Raw genomic sequence first — 25,076 nt, 5'->3', positions numbered from 1 at the left:
GCCTATGAAGCTAAGGCAAAGCAAAGCTAAGAAACCGCCAGCCCCGTATAAGCTTAGCCCTCAGGCGAAGACCTCCATTGGCCTCGGCGTGATCAGCTACTGGATCGCGGTCATCGGCATGTGCCTGACAATAGTGAGTGCCGGCGCTCTTATCGACGGCTATCCGCCCTCACCCACGCTCTTCCTCGGCCCAGCTATCGTGGTGCTGAGCCTCTGGCTCCGCGGTCTACTTATCGCGCGCGGTCAGATCCACGAAGAGGCCCTCATTCGCCACCGCCTTCTCGATGCCGTTTTTGATGCCGGCCCAGCTCGCTCGGCATCAACCAGTACGGGTGCAGTTGTATCCTTGGCCACCGAGTCGAGCGAGAAAATGATGGCCTTCCGCATCGGCTTTATTTCCCAGATTATTGCATCCCTCACCGCACCCGTGATCGTCATAGCCACCATAGGTGTGTCTGTATCGCTGAAAGCAGCGATGATCTTAGTGCTGATGTTGCCGATGGTGCCACTACTTTTAGGGGCTTTCCGCAAGATAGTGTCACGAGTATCCTCTGGCACTCAAGATTCCCGGAAACAATTGGCCGCGGCCTATATGGAATCCCTGCAATCCTTAAGTACCCTACAATTACTCGGTGCAGCTCAACGCAAGGCTGATGAACTCGATGCAGCAGGGGAGAAGAATCGCCGTGCAGTCATGCGCCTGCTTAAGAGTAATCAGCTCATCCTCTTTGCCATGGACGCCTCCTTTAGCCTGCTGTTGGTGGCGACAGCCGCGTGGTTTGCTCTCCACGGCACCCTCACAGGTCAGCTCAGCGCTGGTCAGGGCATCACATTATTGGCGCTGAGCATCCTCCTACTAGAGCCCATGGATCAAGTTGGCGCCTTCTTCTATATCGGTATGAGTGGCCTTGGCAGCCAACGCGGCATCTTCGGTTTCCTGCGTGCCCGCCCCGCACAACCCTCACGGCCTGCAGGAGCCCAGCCGAATAATACTCCCACCGTCGCTGCCGCCGATTCGGCCATTACCGCCGCGGTATGTGTGCGCGATCTGCACTTCCACTTCGATCAACCACTATTTGAAGGTATCAATCTTGAAATCGCGCCTGGTGAACGTGTAGCTATTATGGGCCGATCAGGCGAAGGAAAATCAACTCTGCTCTCTCTCCTCAAAGGCGATCTCATCCCAGATTCTGGAGATATCACGATTAACGGGCTCAGCGGGGATACACTTCGCAATGCCTCCGCGAGTGTCAATCAAACCACGTGGCTTTTTAGCGGCACCATTGCTGATAACCTCCGTTTCGCACGCCCCGATGCCACTGATGAACAATTATGGGCCGCTCTTCAAAGCGCACATATTGATACCGAGATCAAGGCCATGCCTCACGGTATCGATACCGAACTCGGCGAGCAGGGACTCGGACTCTCTGGCGGCCAGGCCCAGCGCATCGCCCTAGCGAGGGCTATTATTTCCGGGCGTAGCGTCATGCTTTTCGACGAACCGACCTCCCATGTGGATCTGCGCTCCGAACGCGAGATCCTCGAAGCCATTAATGAACTAGGACCAGATATCACCCTCATTATGGTCACGCACCGCCTAAGCTCCCTGGAACATATGGATCGAATTATTCATATCGATAACGGCCAACTCCACGAAGACGTGAAGGAACAAGCATGAACGAGCCCACCTATAAACAACTAGTATCGTGGCTAATTTCCATCACTCGGCCAGTCCTGGCCCCACTGGGGTGGTCAACCATCTGCCGCATACTCAATCAGATCCTCGGGATCGTCATCTTTGTAGTCCCGGCCTATGCGATCGTAGGCGGCACGATGACAATCAAAACTGTCATGAGCATCCTGATCATAAGTGCTCTAGCCAAAGCCTTCTTGAGGTACCTCGAGCACTACTTTGGTCACCTTGTGGCCTTTAAGGCCCTCGAGCTCATTCGCATCCGGGTATTCCGTGATATCTATCCTCAAGCCCCCGCTATTACCGCGCGTACGGGCAAGGAAGCAGTAGGGACCGGGGATATGCTCAACCGGTTGACGAGGGATATCGGCCAAATTGAAGTCTTTTTCGCCCACACCACAGCTCCAATTATTTCCGCTCTCACTGTGCCTACTGTGGTGCTGATTGCCATCACCTACATATCCCCGTGGCATGGACTAGCCACCGCCGCAATTTTCCTTTGTGTGGGGCTGATCGCCGCTGATACTCGAGCCTATCGTCATGCGGTGAAGGTAACCGCGGAGCGTGGAATCATCGCTCAGCATATAGCCGATTCTGTAGGCGGTGTCGCCGAAGTAGTAGGCTACGGTGCGAGGAAGCGTCGCCATGAAAGTCTTACTGAGTTGGAGAAACCCCTTGCGGAAAAGATCGATCGGCGCGGCGCCGTCGTGGGTGCTCATGCAGGGCTTGTAGCTGCTGCGCGTATGGTCGTTTTTCTTCTGCTACTGATCCCAACCGATAATATGGCGCTGAGCGTGGTCATAGTTTTTGCGGTTCTGCGCTGTTGGGATATGGTCAACGAGGTTTCTGATTTGGGTAATTACCTCTCGCAATCACTCGCGGCGGCGCGCCGGGTCTATAGCCTCTCCCACGCCGGATTAGCCCACGACAACGGCCCACGCCACCTTGCTGCCAAGGGTCCAGGGATCGGCGTGGAATGGCGCGATATATCCTTTAGCTACGCTGGCAGCAGAGTAGGGGCCGTGCGGTCAATTAACCTTGCCATCGCACCGGGGAGCTGGTCGATGGTGGTCGGAAGCACCGGGTCGGGGAAATCTACCATCGCAAAACTTCTGCTGCGCTACTGGGACCCGTCCCACGGTAGGGTTTTGGTAGATGGCCACGATCTGCGCGACTATCACGTCGATGACATTCGGGCTGCTATTAACTTTGTCACCCAAGACATCAAAGTACTTTCTGGAACAGTTGCCGATAATTTACGGCTTGCCCACCCGCAAGCTTTAGATACGGAGCTTAAGGAAGTAATGTCTATCGCCTGCTTGAGTGGGGAGATTTCCCTCGACCAAGAGGTTGGCCAAGGTGGGCTCGCGCTCTCAGGTGGCCAAAGGCAGCGCCTTTCTCTAGCTCAAGCATTGCTGCGGGGCGGTCGGGTGCTGGTTCTCGATGAATTCACCGCGCACCTTAATCCCAGTTTAGTGCAGCAAGTACGCGAAAATTTACGGCGGTATCGCCCCGATGCAACCATCATTGAGATCGCTCATGATCTTGATTCCGTTGATTCGGTAGACCTCGTTGCTGTGATGGACCAGGGGGAAATTATCGAACAAGGCGATCCACAGTCTCTGCAGGTGGCCGGTGGTGCTCTGAGTCACCTGATGAGTCGTAATGCTTAAGAGCGCTTAAGATACCTGTAATGAGCACTGGTTTTGTCCGTTAATAGAATCTGCTGTAAAGTTGGGTTTCGTTCCTTTTTAAGGGCCTATAGCTCAGTCGGTTAGAGCGCATCGCTGATAACGATGAGGTCGCAAGTTCGATTCTTGCTAGGCCCACCAAGGAATTTGGGGCATTAGCTCAATTGGTAGAGCATCTGCTTTGCAAGCAGAAGGTCAGGAGTTCGATTCTCCTATGCTCCACAAACTGGATGCTGGTTTGGATTTAATCCAAGCCAGCATCTTTTTTCATTCCTAGGGGAGCGTTTTCCTTTGTGTCTATAGGCTTTCGCTGTTTGCTCGCTCTGCGAAATGGAGGAGGAGACTGGTTTCGTGCCCACTATCTCGGTTTAAAGCGGCGACGCTTGCGATTTCTTAATACTTTGGACAGGTCAGCGTACTAGGTTAGCCTTTGCGGGAAACGGCGAATCACGCACGGCAAGTTATGCGCTTGCTTGATTCGCCGCTTTTTCCCATGCTGTCGGTGTCAGCTTCGATCTTGGCAACCAATTCTAGGTGCTTAATATTCTTTCGGTGGGCAATAATCCGCTACTTCTCCTGATTGCGACGGCCTCTATAGACAGCGGCTGCGAGGCTGCCGAGAAGCACCAAAAGTCCGAAAACATAAGACACGACAAATTCCTTCGAACCTGCTTGACTTCCGCTGCTCATCCACTCGAAGCCACCCAGATACAGTGCGAAAGGTAACGGTATAGCGAGAATGACCAAAATCGTAAAAACGAGAGCAAGTGGTTTAGGCAATACCTATTTTTCTTAGTCATCTACATTCACTAACTTTTCTTTAAATCCTATTCCTCGACCTGCCATGAAACTGGACCGCGCAATCCTTTTTTAAAAGATCTCAGCAGTGATTAGCGAATGGGTTGCTGACTCCATCGTCGTCATATCATTCCCTTTCAACCGTTGTTACGGTCTCATATTTCACCCCTAATTTCACCTAAGTTCCTCGTTCAAGAGTCGGAAGATGTGGGCAGTCAACGGTGTTAGCTTCCTTATCATCACTGGGTAAGTGAGGCACCATGACAACAAATGGTATCGGCCGAGCCGGACGCCGAGTTTAGGCTGGAGCGAAACTCGATCCGGTGATAGAACAATAGACGCAAGGATCGCCGAGATTTATCAGTCCGATACTCATTACTCCTCTCGCTCCAGGCTGAGCAACAAGGCGTGAATCCTTATGATCCGATCGCAACCCAACTCCCCATTCCCGTCATGGCTGAAGTACTGGCACTATAGGTGGGCTCCTAGTGCTCTCGGTTTGTACTCTCGGGTGCTCTCGGTTCGAGGCGCCTGAATGACAGCACAGTCGGGTTTACACACAGAGCTGGTATAGAAACCGACTCGCACCATCAACAATCTGCTTTCCAAGGAGACACCAGCACTTTTGCGTGGAAAAATATGACCGTTCATACGAAGGGATAGCAAGTTTCCCACCAGATCATGAAGAAGAAGCTAGGGACGCCACAGTTAAAATTGAGGATGTCTAGGAGTGTATTGCCCAATCCCTGGGAGGTGGAGAACCAAGCAACATGGTGTGTCAGGGGTTTACTCGATGATGCCTGAGTGATTGTGGTCGAGTACATCATTTTTTACGATGACGGGACCGTTCTGATCACTCATCGAGGATGAGTGCTTGGTTTAGTGAATGTCTGACTACAGACTGTTCAGGTGAGCTGGTGAAGACAGAACCTCTTTTGGGTGGCACCTTTAGAGAAGATTATTGTGCTGATGCTTAAGTGATTATTAATTCAGCCTCGTTAAGATGTGCCAGAGAGTCTGCTCGGGCTAAGCTGTGCCAGATCCATGCGTCACAACAGGCCCAATCCTTCAAGCGTGAGCTGTGCGAGCATCGCCGCGCGAATATAAAGGTTACTTACGACAATACTCGACTCGTCTTCTTTCAACGTCATAGATTTACCAGTACCTAGCTATCAAAGCGAGGTGCTTTTCTATTGCCTTGATCGTTGTGCCAGCAAAGATCACAGAGTGAGCACTGCGAGATTCATAGAGCAGCGCCCCACACGCTAGTTGGCAGAACCATGAGCATCTTCGTGCGTATCACTAAAATACTGGAATTTGTAGGCCGATCTATGCAAAGAAATGACACAAGATCCTATAGCTTGGTTGAATCTCGCCGACCTCGTAAGAGATCTTTCTTTCTTAACACCCAGCTTAACACTACTTAATCGGTAAAGTTGCAGGTCAGCCTAATTGACCGTACTCACATCTTCAGGCACCATGGCAGAGGTGTACTTAACAAGGAAAATAAGCCTCGTTGCTAGTTTCGTGGCAACGATCACCCTCTTAACCGGGTGCTCAGCCACGGGAGGCTTGCAAGAAAAGCAACGCCTAGACGCAGCGAACGGTCACGCTGATACCCCTCGCCTTGTGGTAGCGATGGTGACCCACGGCGCCCCCGGAGATACCTTCTGGGACCTCGTGCGCAAGGGGGCTGAAGATGCAGCTCGCAAGGGCAATATCGAGCTCCGTTATTCCAGCGATCCTCAAGCTCCAAACCAAGCCAATCTGATTCAGGCAGCCATCGATTCTGACGTCGACGGACTCGCTCTCACCATGCCCAATGCCGATGCACTTGGCCCGGTAGCAGCTCGTGCAAGCGCCGCAGGAATTCCCACAGTTGCTCTCAATGCCGGGATGAATCGCTATCAAGAATTCAATATCAGTAGCTTTTTCGGCCAAGAGGAAAAACTTGCCGGACTCAAGGCAGGTGAGCGCCTTGCTGCCACGGGTGCCGAGCATGTTCTCTGCATTATTCACGAACAAGGTAATTCTTCCCAGGAATCTCGCTGTCAGGGTGTGGCAGAAGGGTTGGGTAAGGAGGTGGACTTGCTTTACGTTAATGGCCAAGACCTCACGAATGTGCAGGCGACCTTGGGAACGAAGCTAGCTCAGGATAAGAATATCGAGTGGATTATGAGCCTGCAGGCGCCCGTGGCTCTGCGCGCCGTGGAGGCGGTGAAGGAAACCCAATCCGCGGCCAAAATCGCTACCTTCGATACCAATGCCCAGCTGATGACGGCGATCAACAATGATCAGATCGCCTTCGCAGTCGATCAACAACCCTATCTCCAGGGCTATCTCGCTATCGATTCCCTATGGCTTGCCCACCGTAACGGGTCCGTTATGGGTGGCGAGCGCCCAGTATTAACAGGGCCCAGCTTTATCACACCTGACAATATTGACCAGATCTCCGATGCCGCCTCAGGTGGCTTTAGATAATAGTGAACCTCGTGAATAAGATCCCTTTACTGTCCTCTTTAAGCCGCCGACCCGAAGTGGCAAGCCTCATTGGTGTGGCCCTGGTGGCCATCCTCTTTCTCATTCTCGCCCCACCTTTCCGTAGCTTCGATGCGCTGGCCACGGTACTCTATGCCAGTTCCACCCTGGGTATTGTGGCCCTAGCCGTCGGTTTGCTCATGATCGGGGATGAATTTGATCTCTCCTCTGGCGTTGCCGTTACCACAGCGGCCTTGGCTGCAGCGATGCTCAGTTATAATCTCAATCTCAATGTGTGGGTAGGAGCCGGCCTATCTCTAGTGATTGCGCTAGCCATCGGTGCACTCAATGGATATTTGGTGACCCGCACTGGTATCGCAAGTTTCTTGATTACTTTGGCTGCTTTTTTGATCTTGCAGGGATTGAACCTAGCGCTGACTAAACTCATCACCGGTCAGGTAGCCACTCCATCTATTGCAGATATGGAAGGTTTTCCCCTCGCCCACGCGGTATTCGCAGGCAGCATCGATCTCTTCGGGATCAGCTTTAAGGTCACTATATTCTGGTGGTTATTCTTCGTCGCTATTGCCAGCTTCGTTCTCTTTCGAACAACCTTTGGTAACTGGATTTTTGCGGTGGGCGGTAATCAGGATGCTGCGCGCGCCGTGGGTGTTCCAGTACGCCGCGTGAAAATTCTACTCTTTATGATGGTGGCCTTTGCCGCGTGGTTTGTGGGTATGCACACTCTATTTGCCTTCGATTCCATCCAAGCAGGACAAGGCATCGGCAATGAGTTTCTTTATATCATTGCAGCTGTCATTGGAGGCTGTGCGCTTACAGGCGGCCGCGGTACCGCGATCGGTACAGCTTTCGGTGCCCTGATCTTTGGCATGACTAATCAAGGCATTGTTTATGCTGGCTGGAACCCAGATTGGTTCAAATTCTTCCTCGGTGCCACCCTCCTTTTTGCAGTGATGGCCAATAGTTCTTTCGCTACCATGCAAGAAAGACGATAGGTGCGCACGTGATTGAACTGAATGCTATTTCAAAAAACTACGGCTCTTTTGCAGCCCTCTATAATATCTCTTTCACCATTAAGGAGGGTGAGGTCACCTGCGTCCTTGGGGATAATGGGGCGGGAAAATCAACCCTCATCAAGATTCTCGCGGGGATACACCAGCCAGATACCGGCACCATGGTGGTCGATGGTGTCGAGACCACCTTCACCAATCCGCGCGCTGCCTTGGATCATGGCATTGCAACGGTGTACCAAGATTTGGCGGTCGTCGGACAGATGAGTGTTTGGCGCAATTTCTTCCTTGGCCAAGAACTGAGCAATCGCTGGGGAATTCTCAAACGCGCCGAGATGGCACATATTGCACATCAACAATTAAATGAGATGGGCGTCGATTTGCCCTCTGTGGACACGCCCATTAGTTCCCTGTCTGGCGGGCAGCGCCAAGTGGTCGCCATCGCGCGCGCCATTTATTTCGGTGCTCGCGTCCTTATTCTCGACGAACCCACTGCTGCGCTGGGAGTTAAGCAATCTGGAATGGTACTGAAGTTCATTGCCGCTGCCCGTTCCCGTGGGATCGGGGTGGTCTTTGTTACCCATAATCCGCACCACGCGTATTTAGTGGGGGATCATTTCACCATTTTAAATCTGGGCCGGCAGATCTTAGATTCAGCTCGATCTGATACCAGCGTCGCGGAATTAACACGGTATATGTCAGGTGGTAGTGAACTCGAAGCACTCAGCCACGAATTAGAAGGCAGATAAAAAACTGGCCAGAGGATATTCTCTGGCCAGTTCGTATTTACTTAAAAGTTATTTCTTCTTACCGCGCTTGCGTACCTGAGTCTCAGCGACATCGGGGTCTTGAGGCATTGAGTTGAGTTGATCCTCAAGCGCCTCGAGTACGGCCTCGTCTGTTACATCGGTAGTCTTCTCAGCTTTATCCTCAACGTCTTTTTTGACGTCTTCGGCTTTATCTTGCGCTTCATCCTTAAGGTCTTCGGCATCGTCCTTGGCTTCTTCGACCTTATCTCCGGCTTCGTCTTTGAGATCTTCAGCCTTGTCCTTAGCCTCGTCAACCTTGCTCTCGGCCTCATCTTTGACGTCTTCAGCCTTATCCTTCGCTTCGTCCTTGAGGGCTTCAGCGTCGTCTTTGGCTTCCCCAGCCTTGTCCTTAGCCTCATCCTTGAGGTCCTCAGCTTTGTCTTCGGCTTCGCCCACAACGGTCTTGGCCTTATCAACTACTTCTTCGGCCTTGTCTTTGACCAAATCAGCTACCTCTTGGGCCTTCTCGCGAGCCTCATCGGCCTTGGAGCTAAGATCGGATGTGAGATCGTCGAAACGCTCAGCAGCGGTTTCCTTTGCGAGTTCAGCTTCGAATTCAACCTTCTCGCGAGCCTCAGCAACGATTTCGGAAGCTTTAGCGAATTGCTCCTTGCTCGTCTCTACGGCACCATCTGCACGGGAGGAGAGATCCCCGATAAGAGCTTTGCCCTTTTCCACGGCTGTCTCTGCGAGGTTCTGTGCTTTGCGCGTATAGGCCTGTGCGGTGGTTTCACCCTCATAGTCATCGGTGCGAGGCGGGCGCTTAGAAGTATCTTCCTTCAGGAAGTAATAATAAGCAGCGACGAGTGCGCCAGTGATAATGGTGAACCAAGAGAAAGCGCGGAATTTCTTGCACTTCTTCTTCGGTTGTTTTTCCACACCTTTGATCTCTTCGGCCTTGGCACGTGCGTGGCGCTTGGCCTGCTCTGCACGCTTGTGGGCGGCGCGCTTGAACTCGTCGCCATCGTATTCGTCGCGCAGTTCCTCAAAACGACTGCGAGCCTTTTCGCTCAACGTGGAAAAACGCTGCTCAGCTTGGTCTTTTTTGGCTTCTGCATCGTGTTTGACGTTATTGGCCACATCGACAAGATTGTCGTATGCATCCTCGGCCTTCTTTTCCGCGTAATTCGAATAAGCCTTATACGCACGTTTTAACACCGTATAGCCACCTTTCAGTGCCATGAGATTCATGTTCGCTCCTAGAGAACTGGTAGTACTATTACCTTTCAAGCCTAGCGATAAGTATCGTTTCGTGCTTAATATAGGCTGTATGAGTTTAAAGACTGCAACGGCAATTCTGCATACCAACCGTGGTGATATCGAGGTAGAACTCTTCGGTAACCACGCACCTAAGACCGTCGAGAATTTCACCACCCTCGCTAACGGTACCGCCGCCTATACCACGAATAATGCTGCTGGTACTGCTGAGGGCCCATTTTATGACGGCTCGGTATTCCACCGCGTCATCGATGGATTCATGATCCAAGGTGGTGACCCTACCGGCACCGGACGAGGTGGCCCAGGCTATACCTTTGCTGATGAATTCCACCCAGAACTCCGTTTCGATCGCCCATTCCTCTTGGCTATGGCCAATGCAGGCCCCGGCACCAATGGTTCGCAGTTCTTCATTACGGTCGCTCCGACCCCGCATTTGAATAACCACCACACCATCTTTGGTGAGGTTACCGACCCAGCTTCCCAAGAAGTGGTCAAGGCAATTGCCACCACCCCAACCGATCGTTCTGATCGCCCAACCGATGCCGTGGTTATCGAGTCTGTGGAAATCAAGGCTTAACTAAGAAGGGCTTGAATATTTCTGGCAGGGGCACTATCGCCCCTGCCTTTTTCTTATGAATATGGTGAATATAGTAAAAAATTATTACCGTCAGGCGCCCGTGAGCGCTGCTCTGGTGGCTCTGATGATTGTGTTGTGGGTTCTCACGGCCGTAGAGTCACTGTCCGTTACCAATAATCTAAAATTTTCATCCCTCGCAGATCACCTCGTTTTCTACGGGCCGAAACCTAATCTTTTCAGCGGGATTACTGCCTCGCTGATGCATACCAGCATCTCGCACTTAGCCCTCAATCTGGTGCTAGTGGTTCTGATGGGCCGCGAAATTGAGCGCGCTGTGGGACCGAGGAAATACCTAGGCGTCTTTATCGCGGCGGCGTTGAGCTCCGCAGCGTGCGTGGCCCTCTTCGACCCTTACTCGGCCGTGGCGGGGGCTTCCGGTTTCGTTTATGCGCTGATGGTACTCCTCGTAGGCCTGAACGCTTCCCGACGCCTTGATCTGCGTGCCCCTTTGACGTTATTACTGGTCAATTTTGGTTTCAGCTTCCTCATCCCCGGCATCAGCCTGATGGGGCATATGGGCGGGGCACTAGCCGGCGTGGCCCTTTTGCCCTTAGTGCTCAAGCCAAAGAGGACGACTGACTGGATTGTTATTGGGGCAACGGGTCTGATTGCTGGAGCGGTTATTATCTACGCCTCGGGTATCTAGAAAAAGTTGTCCACATCTTATGCACCATGTGAGTTATCCACAGAAGTTATCAACACTGTTGATAATCACATGAATGTGATTATTTGGCCCAGAAGCTAATTATTGATCGAAAATCCCAGCTAGAGGATGCTGCATTCGAAACTATGTGCCTGTTTGGGAAAGTGCAGAAAGTTATCAACAGCCTGTGAATAACATCTTGTCTGTGGTTGTACACACCTTTATCCACAGCCTGTGGATAACTATGTGGGCAATCTCTGTGGAAAACCCTAGACTGGGCACTACCCGCCTATGCGAAAGGATTTATTACTGTGTCTCAGAATATTTTCATCGGCCACACTCAGCATGATTCCACTGATACGTTCACTGTTATCAACCCGGCGACCGAAGAACCCATAGCCGAGGTTGCCAACGCCACCTCCAAGCACTGGATGATGGCCTTAGATAAGGCCACCGAGATAGCACACAGCTGGGGCAGCAGTGCCCCGCGCGACCGTAGTGAGATCCTGGAAAAAATTCATCAGGCAGTAAGCGATCAAGCCGAGGAGCTCGCTCAGCTCATCACAATGGAGATGGGCAAAACCCTCACAGAGGCCAAGGCTGAAATCGCCTACGGACTCGACTATTTTCGGTGGTTTCACGCGGCTGCGGAGCGCATGAGTGGCTATACCCTCCAAGCCCCGCGGGGCAACGGCGATATTTTCGTGACTAAGGAGCCTGTGGGCCCCGTGCTGGCGATCACGCCGTGGAATTTCCCCTTCGCGATGGCCGCTCGTAAGCTTGCCCCCGCACTCGCCGCAGGGTGTCCTGTGATCTTAAAACCTGCTGATCTCACACCCCTTACGATGCTCAAGCTCGCTGAGATTATCAGTCCTATCCTCCCCGATGGAGTCCTCTCCGTCATCCCGACCACCAGGGCCAAGGAACTATCCCTCGAATTGATGGCCGATCCCCGGCTGAAGAAATTGAGTTTTACCGGTTCCACCGCTGTAGGAACCCTCCTCGCGAAGCAGGCGGCACCGCAGCTCATCCGGCTCTCCCTGGAATTAGGAGGCAATGCGCCGTTTATCGTCGCAGCAGATGCAGATATGGATAAAGCTATAGATGGCGCCATTGCAGCGAAAATGCGCAATGGTGGCCAGGCGTGTATCTGTGCCAACAGGTTCTTTATCCACAGCTCACGAATCGAAGAATTTACCACCCGCCTCACCGAGCGAATGAACGCCTACCATATGGGTCCAGGGACAGATCCCCAGACCACCTTAGGGCCTATGGTGTCTGCCCCACAGCGCGATCGGATCCACGCACTCGTGCAGGACGCCTTAGAATGCGGGGCTGAGATTATTAGCGGTGGTTATATCCCCGATAGCCCGGGTTATTTCTACCCACCCACGGTTATCAGCGGGGTGGATAACGATATGAAGATTGCGCGCGAGGAAATCTTTGGACCAGTGGCCGGCATTCAATCCTTCGACACCAACGAGGAGGTCGTGGTAGCTGCCAATAACACCCATTACGGTCTAGCTGCCTATGCCTATACTGAGTCGCTAGAGGGTGCCCGATATTTTTCCACGCACCTCAACACGGGGATGGTGGGAATCAATCGCGGTGCTATTTCTGATGTAGCAGCGCCCTTTGGAGGAGTGAAACTCTCTGGCCTAGGGCGTGAAGGCGGACTCGATGGTATCGAGGAATTCCTCAACACCAAATATATTGCGCTGTAGAAACGCTGAAGAAAAAGCTCCCCTTTGTTAACAAAGGGGAGCTTTTTCTGTTCTATCGCCAGCCCATGGTGAGCAGCAGGCCCACGATGAAGAAGCCGAAGCCGATGCCGTAATTCCACGGCCCTAATTGAACCATGAGATCAATATGGGTGCCGGCGAGATAATTAACAATCAACCATGCGAGCCCAATGAGCATGCAGCCAAACATAATGATCTTGTACCACATGGGCGTACCGGAGGAATTAATCTTCACAGGGGTGCGGTTAGCGCCCGCACCGGAGGATAGCGGAATGCTACTGTGGGAAATCTTTGCCTTAGGCATAAGTCAAACCTCTGTTCTTATCAAGTAATGGTCACTATGTTATGGGGCGATAGCGGCGATGTCGAACTCCCACAGGGCAAGCGTAATAACGGAATCCTTGCGGATCTTAGTTCCCGCAGCTTGCTGCTGGTTTGCCACGCGTCCGCCGTCGATAAGCGATGTCGTCTTGACGGGGGGAGCGATCACGAGCTGGTCATCACCACCGCGCCATCCTGCGGCCTCCAAGGCGCGTTTCGCACTAGCAACCGATCCACCAGTCACATCGGGCATGGTAAATAGTTGCCCATTGGAAATCCGAATTTCGATACGCGAATTTGAATCCACCTTGGATCCTTCACCAGCCACAAAGACCACGGTTCCATCAGGTTCCACGCCATCAACAACTTGTACTATCGGTTCAAAGCCCAAAGAGGTGAGGTTGCCTTCAGCCTGCTCCCACTTCATGCCCGTAACCACGGGGACACGTTGTTGCTCAATACCCGTAGAAATTGTGATAGTAACCTTCGACCCCTTAGAAACTCGTGATCCAGCGGAAGGTGATTGTTCAATGATCTCGCCTTCGGGCACGGTCTCGGAGGTATCTTCACGCACCACGGAATCGAGCTCTAAGCCCGCTTTTTGCAAGATCCGATTTGCCTCAGCGGTCTTCTTGTTCTTGAGATCAGGAACCTCAGTGACTTCCTTACCAGAGGAGACGATCAAGGTCACTGTCGTGCCTTTTTGAATAGCAGAACCGGCAGCGGGATTGCTACGAATGACGAGGCCCTGTTTTACCGTGGGGCTGGCTTCTTCAGAAAGGGTGACCTCAAAGCCTTGGGCGATCAAGCTTTCCATAGCTTGGTCGCTAGGGACCAGGGCATAATCTTGGAGTTCGCTTAAACTGCTGCGCCCCCCAATGGGGCTCGTAGACCCACTGAGATAGGTATAAGTAAATGTTCCAACAATTCCCAGCGAAAGGATCAGCAGCAGACCAATGAGGATTTTCCACACGAGGTTACCGCCACGTGGAGGGGGTGTAGCCGCGATGACCTCACTGGGGTGACGGTGCTTACCTACCGATGCAACTGGCTGTACCGTGGTGTGCTCAGCGGACGCTGGTTCCACATAGTTGCGCGCCGCCATGGTCACCGCATTGCTTTCGAGGCGCTTGAGATCAGCAGCCATTTCCGCAGCAGTTTGATACCGATCCCCAGGGTGTTTCGCCATCGCGGTGAGAACCACCGCATTCACATTCAGAGCCTCCGTGGGGGTGAGATCCGGAATGAAATCGCTAGGCGGTTGCGGTTCGTCTTGGACGTGTTGGACGGCCACCTCAAGCGCATTCTCGCCAGCAAAGGGCGGACGATCAGTGAGAATATTATAAAGAACGCAACCCAACGCATAAATATCCGCACGCCCATCAACCGCTTTACCGCGCGCCTGCTCGGGGGATAAATACTGGGCCGTACCGATCACAGCAGAGGTCTGCGTCATATCCGCGTTGACATCATCAAGCGCACGAGCGATACCGAAATCCATGATCTTCACCACGCCGGTATTCGTGATCATCACATTCGCAGGCTTGATATCTCGGTGGATAATTCCTGCGTCGTGGCTAGCTTGAAGGGCCTCACACACCGGAATCAACGTGGTGGCGGCTTCCTCTGGGCTCAGCGGACCCGTTTCTTTGATGATATCTCTGAGGTTTCGGCCGTTTACGAGCTCCATGACGATATAGGGCGTGGAAATATCATGACGCATAATCTCGCCCGTATCGTAGACGGCTACGATTGCAGGGTGATTCAGGCGGCCAGCATTTTGGGCCTCCTTGCGGAAACGTTCACGGGAGTTTTCATTGCGGGCTAAATCAGCGCGCAAAATCTTAATGGCCACCTCGCGGCCCAGAAGAGTATCCATGGCCTGGTACACCTCGGACATCCCGCCGGTGCCAATCACAGGGCCCAGTTCGTAGCGATGAGCGATCATACGGGTCACTGGGCTTCTCCTTGGGTCGATTGGTCAACGGGCGGGGCGGGTATCTCCACCGTGGGGGTATCCGCAGGAATCGGCTGAGCTGGTTCAGGCAGCACCATCGTTGGTGGAGTATCTGGAATAACAGGCGCCTCGGTGATGTCCTCGCGCTCAGGTTCCACCTCGGTGGGCGGAGCCGGAGTATCAATATCCTCAGGCGCCGGAACTGTTACAACCTCCTCGGGAACGACAGTCACAATACTCGGTTGAACTGGAGGAGAGGGCTGCATCAGCTCATCGATTATCCCAGATCTATAAAGGAAGAATCCTAGTGCCACCACACCGCCGAAGACAACTACCAGTATCACACCTGTTATCCATCCACTGCGCTCAGGCGCTGGGGGAACTTCATAGGAAGTCCGAGCCATCTGGGTTGGCGGCATGATTGACGTCGATGCGGGCTGAGGCGGCGATATGATCCGAGTGGTTGGAGGCGCGCTCACAGGTGCCGGGCGCCGACCCAGCCGCGCCGCAGAAATAGCCTGTGCATATTCTCGCCCATCCCGGTAGCGATGCGAAGGCTCTTTGCGCAGCGCGGTAGCAATTACCTCGCGCGCCGGGGCGCTGATAGTGGTGGGGAGAGCAGGCGGTGCCTGATTGATATGCGCCAGCGCCACCGACACGGTGGAATCGCCCTCGAAGGGTCGACGGCCAGCCAGCATTTCATAGCCCACCACCCCGAGGGAATAAATATCGGAGGCAGTATCAACTACAAGACCTTGCGCCTGCTCGGGAGAGACGTACTGAGCGGTTCCTACCACCATGCCCGTGCGGGTTAATGGGGCAGAGGCGGCGGCCTTGGCGATACCAAAATCAGCAATCTTAACCCGCTTATTTTGGGTAATCAGCAAATTCCCAGGCTTAATATCGCGGTGCACGAGGCCCAGACCGTGGATCGTGGCAAGGCCCTGCGCTGCTTGCTCCAGAATATCGAGGGCTTCTCCCTCCTCGAGAGGGCCAGAGCGCCGCTGGAGGAGATCGCTTAAGGTTTCCCCACGCACATATTCCATAATGAGCACGCTGAGAATCTGCTGCGAGTGAGGTTCGCGTAGCTCCAGATAATCGTAGGTGCGCACCACATGATCGGAATTAATACGAGTGCTAGCCGCCGCTTCATTGCGAAAGCGGGAAAGAAATTCAGGGTTGGAGGCAAATTCGGGGCGGAGTACCTTAATGGCCACCTCGCGCTGGTGACGGAGATCGTCGGCTAAATAGACGGTGGACATTCCGCCGGTGCCGATCACCCACTGCAGCTGATAATGACCCGCGAGGAGTTCCTGGAGACGCTCCTGTTCATTCATTACTGTCCTCCCTTGGGTGCTTGAGCGATAATGGCTCGCCCAATTGGGGCGGCAACTGATCCACCTGTTGCTGCCTGGCCGAGATCGCCACCATTTTTGACAACTACGGCCACCGCAATATCTTCGCCCGGGGCAAAGGCGATATACCACGCGTGGGGGTTTGAATTTCGGGAGTCTTCGCCATGCTCCGCGGTGCCCGTTTTGGAGGCAATATTTTGACCTGCGTATCCTGCGGTGAAGCGCTCCGAGGCCTGCATCAGATTAGTCAGCGTTGTTGCCTGATCTTCTGTGATACCTGAGGAGAGAACGCGCGGGCTAGTCTTAGAAATCTCGGTAAGATCATCTGCCACTACGCGGTGGATCAGATGTGGCTCCATGCGCACGCCCTTATTGGCCACGGTCGCGGCAATAACAGCATTCTGTAGCACGGTTAATGCCACATCACGCTGCCCAATCGCAGATTGCCCCAGTGCTGGATCATCGGGTAAATCACCGACGGTGCCGGGTACCACGGGAAGACCCAAGTCATATCTCTCGCCGATACCGAAATCTCTCGCTGCTTGGCGTAGCGCATCCGCGCCAGCCTGGATTCCCATCTCCACAAAAGCAGTATTGCAGGAGTACTGGAAAGCGGTCAGAAGATTAACCTCGGTAGCACCACCGCACAGTTGGCCCCCATAATTCTCCAGTGTTGCCTCAGTGCCAGGCAGCGTTATCTGCGGTTGCCCAGTCAGTGTGGAATCGGGAGTGAAGCCCTTGTTTAAGGCAGCTAATGTGGTCACCACCTTGAAGGTTGAGCCCGGTGGCAGCGTTTCCTGTGTAGCTTTATTGAGCAAGGGATCGCCTGGGTTGGCATTGAGTTCCTGCCAGGCTAATTCGGCCTGGTTTGCATCACTAATGGCGGCTGGGTCGAAGGATGGAGTCGAGGCTAAAGCCAGTACTTCTCCTGTCGATGGTCGGATAGCTACTGCCGCTCCTTCATAGCCGCGTGAGGCGAGTTCGTTGAAGGCGGTCTCTTGGGTAGCAGGATCGAGGGTTAGTTCCACGTTTCCTACTTGTTTATCCTGGCTAATAAGGCTTTTCCACCATAGTGTGGGTGATTGAGCGGTGCCGTTGAGCACATCATTGTAGCTGGACTCAATGCCACTGGCACCGTAAATATCGGAAATATAGCCCTCTACCGCGCCAAAGGCTTGGGGGTTATGTGGATAATTGCGGTAGTAGAAGCCGTCCTCACCTTTTAGTGATTCAGCCAGAATGATGCCACCTGTGGCAATATAGCCGCGGGGCTGAGATTTCAGCTCAATCAGACCGCGTCGGTTGGCGGGGTTTTGAGCGTATTCCTCCTCTTTGAAAACATGAATATAGCTGGCGTTGACTAAGAGGATAGCCATCATGACGAGGGTGAAATAAAAAGATTTCGCAATGGTTCGATTCATGAGTGCACCCCCTGCTGGGCGGATTGGCTAGCGGAGTGGGAGATCCGCAAGATGATACCGAGCAGAATATAATTAGCCATCAAAGATGATCCGCCTTGAGACATAAAGGGTGTTGTCAGACCCGTCATAGGCATCAGTGCTGAGATTCCGGCGGTGACCACGAAGACTTGGATGGCTAGGGTGAGGGAGAGCCCGGCGGCTACCAATTTGCCGTAGGAATCCTTAGTCATCACAGCGGCGCGCATTCCACGGGCGATCAAGATGGTAAACAAAATCAAAATGGCGGCAAGCCCATACAGCCCCAATTCCTCAGCTAGTGAAGACAAGATAAAGTCGCTCCACGCCACAGGCACTAAATACGGGTGCCCGAGGCCAAGTCCCGTCCCCGTGAGGCCGCCCGTGGACATACCGAACAGAGCCTGCGAAAGCTGGCGGCCCGTATCATAAGGATCAGCTAATGGGTCTAAGAAAATGGAGAAGCGGGTTTGGATCTTATCGGAGATTTGATAGATGGCGGTGCCACCTATGCCAACGAGAATGACTCCAATAAATAGCCATGAGACACGCCCCGTCGCCAGATACAGCATGCCCAAAACTGTGCTGAAGAGAAGCAGAGCGGGGCCGAAATCGTTTTCGCCAGCCATAATAAAGATAGCAATTGCCCACACCACAAGAATGGGTCCGAGATCGCGGAGGCGGGGGAATTCCATACCCATAAGTCGGTAGCCCGCAACATTAAAGAGGGCCCGCTTGGTCACCAGAAGTTGGGCGAAAAAGAGCAACAGAAAAATCTTGGAAAATTCTCCTGGTTGGACCGAAAAGGAGCCGATACTAATCCAGATACGGGCATCAGCGACAACCCCGGGGCGTGTGGGCCAAATGAGCGGGAGGGCCAAGAGGATTAATCCTACGAGACCTAAAATATAGGAAAAGCGTCGCAGCACGCGGTGGTCGGTGAGGAAGATGAGGACGGTGATCATAAGTCCCACTCCAACGAGCGTCCAGATCACCTGCCGCGAGGCCATTGTGGTTTCTTGTGCCACATCGATGCGATACACCATGGCAAGCCCTAAACCATTGAGGAGGGCCGCTACGGGGAGCATGATCTGGTCAGCCTGTGGGGCCAGAAAACTTAAGGCAATATGGGCGATGAGGAAAACTCCGATAAAGCCCCCGATGACCCAGGCGAGTTCGGCGTTGATATCTAACCCCAGCGCCATATTGAGGCTGAGCAAGGTTATGGCCATGATGATGGTGGCCGCTATGAGAAGGCTTAATTCCGTGGTGCGCCAGCGGGCGGTTGAAATCATGGGTTCTTCACCTCCCGGCAATTAACTCCAGGGGTTGAAAGATCTCCTGGGCGGCTTGGGGCAGCAGATGATTGCGATTGCGGTGTGGTGCGCACGGAGCTCGTAGTCGTGCGGGTTTGCGACCGTGGAGCGCTGGTCGAGGTCGGTGGCGTCGTGGTGCTGGAAGGAGTACGTGTAGCACGAGGAGTGCTGGTTGTGCGAGGGCTGGTGGTCTCCTCAACCTTTTGCCTGGTCACACACACCGGTAATGCTTCTTCAGAGAGGCGCTGCATCTGCTGGATTACTTCGTCATAACGCCCGCCAGAGAAATTACCGACGAGGGCGCGCGCCGGCTCGTTGAGATCGTTGAGGGAGAAAATAGCACAATCAGGCCGCTCGCTATTATCAACGAAAGTAAGATTCCCAGCGGCGTTAATGCACGCCGCTTGATAGGCCTTTACTCCCAAGGCGCTGAGGCCTGGGGTCTTAAGCCCCTGGGAAATAATGAATTCCTGCTGGTCATTAAGGCTAATGAAGTAGCGGTCGGCGGCGTAGCTCTGAGCTGCGAGGAAACCTCCGCCGCTCACTAAGAGGGCGAGCATAAACGCAATGACAGGGATGAAACGGCGTGAGCTCTGGGGCGCTTCTTTAGCCTGCTGCGGATGTGGAGGTATCACCTCCGGTTGCCGCGCTGTGGCTGTGGCAAGGGCTGCAGCAGCCCTGCCAGCAGCGGTATTAATCTGCGGGGGTTCCTCCTCGTTATTGAGTGCTCCCGCGGTCAAAGGTGTAGCGGGCAGTGTGGCTGGATCGATGTCATCAGCGACGATATCGGCCACCACCACGGTGACGTTATCGGGACCACCGGAGCGCAGCGCTAAATCGATGAGGCGTCGCACAGCTTCTTCTGGGGTGCCATATGCTAATTCATCGGCGATGGTATCAGTAGTTACTGGATCAGACAGCCCGTCGGAGCAGAGCATGAGCCGATCACCAATACGCGCATCGAGGTGCTCTAAGGTCGGTTCGACCGGCCTACCCGTATAGGCCTTTAAGATCATGGAGCGCTGCGGGTGAGTGGAGATATCCGCAGGGTCTAGCTGGCCTTTATCTACCAGCGATTGCACATAGGTATCGTCGACCGTAATCCGCTCGAGGGTTCCAGCGCGCATGCGAAAACCGCGAGAATCACCCACATGGCATAGTCCCAGTTCGTCCCCGTTGAACATCAGCGCTGTGAGCGTGGTCCCCATGCCCTCAATTTCTGGTTTTTCACGCACTCCGCGCGCAAGCGCCCGATTGGCGTCATCGGCCACGGAGCCGAGCAGCGCTAACATATCATTCTCACCCGGGTCGGCGTCGATCTCCGCGAGAAAATTAATCATCATCTGGGAAGCCACCTCGCCGGCAGCGTGTCCGCCCATTCCATCAGCGAGGGCGAGCAGATATGGGCCCGCATAGGCGGAGTCCTCATTATTGCTGCGTACTAATCCCCGGTGAGATCCGAGAGCATAATGTAATTTCATCTAGCCCACAAGCCTTAGAGTGGTCCGTCCAATTTTCAGGTCTTGCCCGGCGACAACTCGCTCAGGGGCGTCAATACGTGCACCCTGGACGAAGGTTCCATTGCGAGAATCTAGATCTTCGATAAACCACTCATTGCCGCGACTAAATAGCCGCGCGTGATGTCCTGAGGTGAAATCGTCGTCGAGATTGAGACCGCAATCGTGCGAGCGTCCGATAGAGATATCTGACAGGCCTGATAGATCGACGCGGTAGCCGGTCAACGGACCGTCGAGAATAGCTAATTGCTGCGGGCGTCCTCCTAGAGGAGCCTGAGCAACGGCGGGGCTGGTATGGGATTTCATGGTACGTCGCATTGCAATGAACGCGAAAAAAATAAAAAGCCATAAAAGGGCGAGGAGCCCAATGCGCAGCCCAAATAAAAACGCCGAATCCATGCTTCTCCTTGCCAGTTATTTAATGCGGACGACGATCTGTGAATGCCCAATTGTGATCACATCACCATCGGCGAGTAACCAATTGTCAATCGGGGTGCCATTGACCGTAGTGCCATTGGTGGACTGTAGATCCACAATATAGGCCTCGTGGCCATCCCACACGATCTCCGCATGGTGCCGGGAAACCCCAGTATCGTGCAGCCTATAGTCCACATCCGTACCGCGACCAATCATCGTCGACCCAGTCTTAAGTTGATAGCTGGGGGTGCCGTCGACAGTCAGGCTGATCATCTTCCCAGTGGGTGCGGAAGGAAGCGGAGCGGGGGGATTCATAGGAGCACTCTCTTTCTTAGGTGGGCTCACTTCCAGATCAAAATCGCTTGTGGCATGCAATTGCCCCGTGCGCAAGGATTGATCGGCGCTAATTCTGATGACGATCGGAGCAGGAGAAATCCAGGAGTTATTGCGGAAGTACCGCGATAAGCGATCGGTGAAATCATCTGCCAGAGTTGGGTGCTCAGCGGATATGAGATCAAAATCCTTTTCGCTAACAGAGACCTCATATATATTCGGAACTTCAACGGTGCCTTCATAGGTGTGCACCAAGTTATCCTCCGCCTCCTGCTTGAGAAGTTCTTCGATCTCTGCAGGTACCACGCGGCCGCCAAATATATAAGCGAAGCCGTTATCGAGCCCGCGCTGCATGGCGCTGTCGAGTTTGGCAATCTTGCCGATAATTGACACGCTGCTTCGCCTCCTAGGATGCTCTATCGATCAACGCTTTCCTAACTAGTATAAAGTCAAAGCTGCAATACTCCTAGAGTCACTCCTTGAGCAGTGCCGTAAAAACCAAATGTGTACTGCGGATTTGTTGCTCTATTGTGCGATCGTGTTAAGTTAATGGCAACGCTTTTTCTGTGTCATTGAAGTAGGAAGTGTTAGTTTGAGCCCAGGTGGCGGAATGGCAGACGCGCTGGCTTCAGGTGCCAGTGTCCGCAAGGGCGTGGGGGTTCAAGTCCCCCCCTGGGCACTATCCCATCACTCATCGTAGTGGTGGGATTTTTGCTGTTTTCTAGTCATAAGAGGTGGCAACAAGGTAATAGTCACCCGAAAAGGAAAAAATTAGTGGGACCTAAGAGGTGCAGGCTATAGCGCGATTGGTGTTATAACCGAAAAAAACTTGAACGTTGTTTAAGTGTTTGAGGTGCGCATTGATTAGACTGAGATGACATCACGCAAGCGATCTTCTCACTCGCTCTACCGCAATACGCTACTCGATCGCTCATACAACCGTAGGAGATAAGCCATGGATATCCTCGCGCTGGCACAGGACAAAGTACTTGGGCAAGGCATCGGTCTCAATAAAGACGAAGTTCTTGAGATCCTCAATCTGGAAGAAGACCGCATTCCCGAGCTTCTCGACCTCGCCCACCAAGTCCGTCTGAAATGGTGCGGCGAAGAGGTTGAAGTCGAAGGAATTATCTCGCTCAAAACAGGCGGCTGCCCCGAAGACTGCCATTTCTGCTCCCAATCGGGTCTCTTTGAATCTCCCGTACGCTCCGCCTGGCTTGATATCCCAGGCCTTGTAGAAGCGGCTAAGCAAACTCAAAAATCTGGAGCTACCGAGTTCTGCATCGTTGCAGCCGTAAAGGGGCCCGATGAGCGGCTCATATCGCAGCTCGAACAGGCTGTCGCCGCTATCAAGGCCGAAGTTGATATCGAGGTTGCCGCATCCATCGGCATTCTGACTCAAGAGCAGGTCGATCGCTTGAAGGCAGCCGGGATCCACCGCTATAACCATAACCTGGAAACCGCGCGGTCCTATTTCCCCGAAGTAGTCACTACTCATAGTTGGGAATCGCGCCGGGCCACTCTTGAAATGGTCGCGGAAGCGGGCATGGAAGTGTGCTCTGGCGGCATCTTAGGTATGGGGGAGAGCCTCGAGCAGCGCGCCGAATTCGCTACCGAATTGGCCGATCTTAACCCCACCGAAGTGCCCATGAACTTCCTCGATCCCCGCCCAGGCACCCCTTTTGCCGATCGTGAGGTTATGGAGACGGCCGACGCCTTGCGCGCCATCGGGGCCTTCCGGTTGGCGCTGCCTAAGACTATCCTGCGCTTTGCTGGCGGCCGTGAACTTACTCTCGGAGACCTTGGTACCGAGCAGGGCCTTTTAGGTGGAATTAATGCCGTAATTGTAGGAAATTACCTCACAACATTGGGCCGGCCTATGGAGGATGACGTGGATCTGCTCGGCAAATTGCGGCTGCCTATCAAGGCTTTGAATACGACGATCTAATGAGAAAACCAGCATCAACGGAGCTGCTTGAGGCCGTCTTAGCCGGGGATGAACCCCATTTTCATCCCAATACTGGCCAGGAAGTTACCCCAGATCTCACGCTTGCTCTAAGTCCCTCGGCTCGTGCCGGCCTGGAGGCGCCGCGGTTTTGTCAACTCTGCGGCCGGCGCATGGTCGTCCAGGTGCGCCCTGATGGGTGGGAAGCTATATGTTCGCGCCACGGGGCTCTCGATTCTGTTTATTTAGGCAGGCGTTAACTTCGAATCCATTTGCACTACCTACAGATACGCTTTGGAGCAGAACTGCGGGCGCTAGGTATTGTAGCTCTGGGTCTGACGAGTGGCGTGGGGTCTTTCGGCGGGTAGCACCCTAACCAGCTTTAGCCAGGCTCAGTCAGCCCTCACCAGCCCTAACTAGCCCTAGCCAGGCTCAGCTAGCCCTCATATATCCAATCTGCCAAAGCCTGGGCGATAGTTTGGACGAGATGCACCACCATACCGAGTTTGATATCCCTACCGAAAACCCCCAGAACCAGATGCCCCACTGGGGGATGTTCAATACGGGCGAGCCCTAAAAGTTCAGAGCCAGGCAGCTGAACAGCAACAACCGTATCCTGAATCTCATCTTTTAATGGGTCCATGACCTGAGCTTGAGCAGTGGACACACCCAGCATCGAGGAGTTCAGGGCTGCCATGCGCGAAGCATTATCTTCGGAATCGAATCCTATGGAACACACATGAATACCATCGCCAGTTCCAATGATCATCGCATGGACATTCGGATTCTTGCTTCTGAGGTGAGAGAGAATAGGCAAAGCTGCATGAGCGATATCATTGGTGCCAAAATCGCGATCTCTAACCTTTCGGTGCTTAGCAATTAACTCATCGCTCATAGCTGATTCCTGAGGGCCAATTCTGCAACGTTGATGACATCTTCTTTTATACGGGGGTCTGCTATAACCACAGGGATGAAGGCAGTGTCTGCGCTAGGTGTCGTCTCATTAGATAGGAGGTCTCGGAGAAGACGATTGGCGATTATCTCGGCGCGTTGGACGATCGCTTTGTCGTCTCCGTGCACGAAGTTAAGCGCTATACACAGGCGTCCCGCAATAGCCGAGTCTTTGACTACTGGGAACCATGACTGTAATTGCTCTTCAACCAAGTCCTCTTCACCATAGAGCCATAGGACAATTCCAGCCTCAGGATTTTTGAGGGCGGAACGGCTGGCTGAAAAGCGCTCCTGCCCGGGAATTCCAAAGAGACCCACTTCGCGGTTGTCCGCGCGCTTCCATATCCCGTAATCAATACTGACTGTGGTCGAAGACTTGCCGGGGGCAACGAATTCTTGAGCGGCTGCTTTCGCTTCGGTGGTGATAGTGAGAATGGAGGAAAGAGTCTCTATACTGGTGGTTTTTCCGATCCCGACCGGTCCGGCAAAGACGAGCTCGAGAGTGGTTGGGGATCCGACGATTGAATCTCGGGGTGCAGTGAAGGAGGGGTCGAGATCGACGACGTCGAGTTCGTCCACTTTGCCGTGACGCCTACGCCTAAAAGACTGTGCAATCATTTTTCCGATAGTTTCAATTTAAATAGAAGGTTTGTGTAGTTACCTGTTGTAAAGGAGTAGAAAATTTTCTATTCTTATCATAGCAGATTGGATACTTTGCTATTCTTGCACGATATCACCATTGTTCATCGTTAGCAGGCAGTTAAATCAAAAAGAAAGCAGAACCAAAA

The 25,076-nt window shown here is 53.3% G+C and carries 22 protein-coding genes and 3 tRNA genes; 13 read left to right on the top strand and 12 right to left on the bottom strand.

Annotated features, from left to right (window positions below):
- Positions 1-4 precede the first annotated feature (4 nt).
- The 4 genes from NXT01_RS07535 to NXT01_RS07520 all read left to right on the top strand — a co-directional run bounded on the left by NXT01_RS07535 (position 5) and on the right by NXT01_RS07520 (position 3,606).
- A complete protein-coding gene (locus tag NXT01_RS07535; protein ID WP_259079369.1) occupies positions 5-1,678 on the top strand; it encodes an ABC transporter ATP-binding protein/permease in 1,674 nt (557 codons plus the stop codon).
- Positions 1,675-3,366, top strand: coding sequence for an amino acid ABC transporter ATP-binding/permease protein (locus tag NXT01_RS07530; protein ID WP_259079363.1), 1,692 nt, complete (start codon positions 1,675-1,677; stop codon positions 3,364-3,366). Before NXT01_RS07535 ends, NXT01_RS07530 begins: the two co-directional genes overlap by 4 nt.
- Positions 3,367-3,448: 82 nt before the next feature.
- Positions 3,449-3,525: transfer RNA gene (locus NXT01_RS07525), tRNA-Ile, on the top strand.
- A gap of 8 nt (positions 3,526-3,533) precedes the next feature.
- Positions 3,534-3,606: transfer RNA gene (locus NXT01_RS07520), tRNA-Ala, on the top strand.
- 345 nt (positions 3,607-3,951) lie between these two features.
- Here the strand turns inward: NXT01_RS07520 and NXT01_RS07515 are convergent.
- Positions 3,952-4,164, bottom strand: a complete 213-nt coding sequence (locus NXT01_RS07515) for a hypothetical protein (protein ID WP_259079359.1) — start codon at positions 4,162-4,164, stop codon at positions 3,952-3,954.
- Between the two features lie 1,497 nt (positions 4,165-5,661).
- Here NXT01_RS07515 and NXT01_RS07510 point away from each other — a divergent pair.
- Genes NXT01_RS07510 through NXT01_RS07500 form a run of 3 tightly spaced genes read left to right on the top strand, consistent with a single transcriptional unit; the run spans position 5,662 to position 8,440 of the window.
- Positions 5,662-6,663, top strand: a complete 1,002-nt coding sequence (locus NXT01_RS07510) for a substrate-binding domain-containing protein (RefSeq protein ID WP_259079642.1) — start codon at positions 5,662-5,664, stop codon at positions 6,661-6,663.
- Between the two features lie 11 nt (positions 6,664-6,674).
- Positions 6,675-7,676 carry an ABC transporter permease gene (locus tag NXT01_RS07505; RefSeq protein WP_259079357.1) on the top strand — a complete coding sequence of 334 codons (1,002 nt, stop codon included), beginning with the start codon at positions 6,675-6,677 and terminating at the stop codon, positions 7,674-7,676.
- An 8-nt stretch (positions 7,677-7,684) separates the two neighbouring features.
- On the top strand, positions 7,685-8,440 hold the full coding sequence (locus NXT01_RS07500; RefSeq protein WP_259079355.1) for an ATP-binding cassette domain-containing protein: 756 nt from the start codon (positions 7,685-7,687) through the stop codon (positions 8,438-8,440).
- A 48-nt stretch (positions 8,441-8,488) separates the two neighbouring features.
- Here NXT01_RS07500 and NXT01_RS07495 read toward each other — a convergent pair whose 3' ends face one another.
- Positions 8,489-9,682, bottom strand: a complete 1,194-nt coding sequence (locus NXT01_RS07495; protein WP_259079347.1) for a hypothetical protein — start codon at positions 9,680-9,682, stop codon at positions 8,489-8,491.
- Positions 9,683-9,770: 88 nt separating this feature from the next.
- Here NXT01_RS07495 and NXT01_RS07490 point away from each other — a divergent pair, with 88 nt between their 5' ends.
- From NXT01_RS07490 to NXT01_RS07480, 3 genes are all read left to right on the top strand, one after another.
- Positions 9,771-10,295: a peptidylprolyl isomerase gene (locus NXT01_RS07490; RefSeq protein ID WP_259079344.1), complete on the top strand. Its 525-nt coding sequence runs from the start codon at positions 9,771-9,773 to the stop codon at positions 10,293-10,295.
- A gap of 100 nt (positions 10,296-10,395) precedes the next feature.
- A complete protein-coding gene (locus NXT01_RS07485; RefSeq protein ID WP_259079342.1) occupies positions 10,396-11,001 on the top strand; it encodes a rhomboid family intramembrane serine protease in 606 nt (201 codons plus the stop codon).
- A gap of 308 nt (positions 11,002-11,309) precedes the next feature.
- A complete protein-coding gene (locus NXT01_RS07480; protein ID WP_259079340.1) occupies positions 11,310-12,722 on the top strand; it encodes an NAD-dependent succinate-semialdehyde dehydrogenase in 1,413 nt (470 codons plus the stop codon).
- A gap of 52 nt (positions 12,723-12,774) precedes the next feature.
- Here the strand turns inward: NXT01_RS07480 and crgA are convergent, their stop codons facing one another.
- The 8 genes from crgA to NXT01_RS07440 are packed head-to-tail and all read right to left on the bottom strand — an operon-like array spanning position 12,775 to position 21,785.
- Positions 12,775-13,044 carry a cell division protein CrgA gene (gene crgA, locus NXT01_RS07475; RefSeq protein WP_259079338.1) on the bottom strand — a complete coding sequence of 90 codons (270 nt, stop codon included), beginning with the start codon at positions 13,042-13,044 and terminating at the stop codon, positions 12,775-12,777.
- A 39-nt stretch (positions 13,045-13,083) separates the two neighbouring features.
- On the bottom strand, positions 13,084-15,009 hold the full coding sequence (pknB, locus tag NXT01_RS07470; protein ID WP_396124769.1) for a Stk1 family PASTA domain-containing Ser/Thr kinase: 1,926 nt from the start codon (positions 15,007-15,009) through the stop codon (positions 13,084-13,086).
- Between the two features lie 5 nt (positions 15,010-15,014).
- Entirely contained in the window at positions 15,015-16,355 is a 1,341-nt protein-coding gene (locus NXT01_RS09440) for a protein kinase domain-containing protein (protein WP_259079330.1), read from the bottom strand.
- Complete coding sequence (locus tag NXT01_RS07460; RefSeq protein WP_259079322.1) at positions 16,355-17,794, bottom strand: penicillin-binding transpeptidase domain-containing protein; 1,440 nt, start codon at positions 17,792-17,794, stop codon at positions 16,355-16,357. The genes NXT01_RS09440 and NXT01_RS07460 overlap by 1 nt, the downstream gene beginning before the upstream one ends.
- Positions 17,791-19,104 carry an FtsW/RodA/SpoVE family cell cycle protein gene (locus NXT01_RS07455; protein WP_259079320.1) on the bottom strand — a complete coding sequence of 438 codons (1,314 nt, stop codon included), beginning with the start codon at positions 19,102-19,104 and terminating at the stop codon, positions 17,791-17,793. Before NXT01_RS07455 ends, NXT01_RS07460 begins: the two co-directional genes overlap by 4 nt.
- Positions 19,101-20,606 (bottom strand): PP2C family serine/threonine-protein phosphatase, encoded by a 1,506-nt coding sequence (locus NXT01_RS07450; RefSeq protein WP_259079319.1) that lies wholly within the window; start codon positions 20,604-20,606, stop codon positions 19,101-19,103. The genes NXT01_RS07455 and NXT01_RS07450 overlap by 4 nt, the downstream gene beginning before the upstream one ends.
- Complete coding sequence (locus NXT01_RS07445) at positions 20,607-21,041, bottom strand: FHA domain-containing protein (protein ID WP_259079313.1); 435 nt, start codon at positions 21,039-21,041, stop codon at positions 20,607-20,609.
- Between the two features lie 15 nt (positions 21,042-21,056).
- The gene (locus NXT01_RS07440; RefSeq protein ID WP_259079306.1) at positions 21,057-21,785 is read right to left on the bottom strand and encodes a DUF3662 and FHA domain-containing protein; all 729 of its coding nucleotides are present in this window, start codon (positions 21,783-21,785) and stop codon (positions 21,057-21,059) included.
- 203 nt (positions 21,786-21,988) lie between these two features.
- Here NXT01_RS07440 and NXT01_RS07435 point away from each other — a divergent pair.
- The 3 genes from NXT01_RS07435 (at position 21,989) to NXT01_RS07425 (ending at position 23,597) form a co-directional block, all read left to right on the top strand.
- Positions 21,989-22,071 (top strand) — tRNA-Leu (locus tag NXT01_RS07435).
- Between the two features lie 276 nt (positions 22,072-22,347).
- Positions 22,348-23,340, top strand: coding sequence for a biotin synthase BioB (gene bioB, locus NXT01_RS07430; protein ID WP_259079299.1), 993 nt, complete (start codon positions 22,348-22,350; stop codon positions 23,338-23,340).
- Positions 23,340-23,597 carry a hypothetical protein gene (locus tag NXT01_RS07425; protein ID WP_259079293.1) on the top strand — a complete coding sequence of 86 codons (258 nt, stop codon included), beginning with the start codon at positions 23,340-23,342 and terminating at the stop codon, positions 23,595-23,597. The genes bioB and NXT01_RS07425 overlap by 1 nt, the downstream gene beginning before the upstream one ends.
- 176 nt (positions 23,598-23,773) lie before the next feature.
- Here NXT01_RS07425 and NXT01_RS07420 read toward each other — a convergent pair whose 3' ends face one another.
- Complete coding sequence (locus NXT01_RS07420; RefSeq protein WP_259079291.1) at positions 23,774-24,232, bottom strand: hypothetical protein; 459 nt, start codon at positions 24,230-24,232, stop codon at positions 23,774-23,776.
- Complete coding sequence (locus NXT01_RS07415; protein WP_259079289.1) at positions 24,229-24,906, bottom strand: hypothetical protein; 678 nt, start codon at positions 24,904-24,906, stop codon at positions 24,229-24,231. Before NXT01_RS07415 ends, NXT01_RS07420 begins: the two co-directional genes overlap by 4 nt.
- Between the last annotated feature and the right edge of the window lie 170 nt (positions 24,907-25,076).

It is taken from the genome of Corynebacterium sp. ES2775-CONJ (assembly GCF_024814515.1).
Taxonomy (GTDB): Bacteria; Actinomycetota; Actinomycetes; order Mycobacteriales; family Mycobacteriaceae; genus Corynebacterium.
The sequence above is the reverse complement of the archived record's forward strand: the minus strand, read 5'-3'. Positions and strand labels throughout refer to the sequence as shown.

Coding starts and splice junctions, on each gene's coding strand:
- NXT01_RS07535 (WP_259079369.1), top strand. CDS start 5: ATGAAGCTAAGGCAAAGCAAAGCTAAGAAACCGCCAGCCCCGTATAAG.
- NXT01_RS07530 (WP_259079363.1), top strand. CDS start 1,675: ATGAACGAGCCCACCTATAAACAACTAGTATCGTGGCTAATTTCCATC.
- NXT01_RS07510 (WP_259079642.1), top strand. CDS start 5,662: ATGGCAGAGGTGTACTTAACAAGGAAAATAAGCCTCGTTGCTAGTTTC.
- NXT01_RS07495 (WP_259079347.1), bottom strand. CDS start 9,682: ATGGCACTGAAAGGTGGCTATACGGTGTTAAAACGTGCGTATAAGGCT.
- NXT01_RS07490 (WP_259079344.1), top strand. CDS start 9,771: ATGAGTTTAAAGACTGCAACGGCAATTCTGCATACCAACCGTGGTGAT.
- crgA (WP_259079338.1), bottom strand. CDS start 13,044: ATGCCTAAGGCAAAGATTTCCCACAGTAGCATTCCGCTATCCTCCGGT.
- pknB (WP_396124769.1), bottom strand. CDS start 15,009: ATGATCGCTCATCGCTACGAACTGGGCCCTGTGATTGGCACCGGCGGG.
- NXT01_RS09440 (WP_259079330.1), bottom strand. CDS start 16,355: ATGAATGAACAGGAGCGTCTCCAGGAACTCCTCGCGGGTCATTATCAG.
- NXT01_RS07460 (WP_259079322.1), bottom strand. CDS start 17,794: ATGAATCGAACCATTGCGAAATCTTTTTATTTCACCCTCGTCATGATG.
- NXT01_RS07455 (WP_259079320.1), bottom strand. CDS start 19,104: ATGATTTCAACCGCCCGCTGGCGCACCACGGAATTAAGCCTTCTCATA.
- NXT01_RS07450 (WP_259079319.1), bottom strand. CDS start 20,606: ATGAAATTACATTATGCTCTCGGATCTCACCGGGGATTAGTACGCAGC.
- NXT01_RS07445 (WP_259079313.1), bottom strand. CDS start 21,041: ATGGATTCGGCGTTTTTATTTGGGCTGCGCATTGGGCTCCTCGCCCTT.
- bioB (WP_259079299.1), top strand. CDS start 22,348: ATGGATATCCTCGCGCTGGCACAGGACAAAGTACTTGGGCAAGGCATC.
- NXT01_RS07425 (WP_259079293.1), top strand. CDS start 23,340: ATGAGAAAACCAGCATCAACGGAGCTGCTTGAGGCCGTCTTAGCCGGG.
- NXT01_RS07420 (WP_259079291.1), bottom strand. CDS start 24,232: ATGAGCGATGAGTTAATTGCTAAGCACCGAAAGGTTAGAGATCGCGAT.
- NXT01_RS07415 (WP_259079289.1), bottom strand. CDS start 24,906: ATGATTGCACAGTCTTTTAGGCGTAGGCGTCACGGCAAAGTGGACGAA.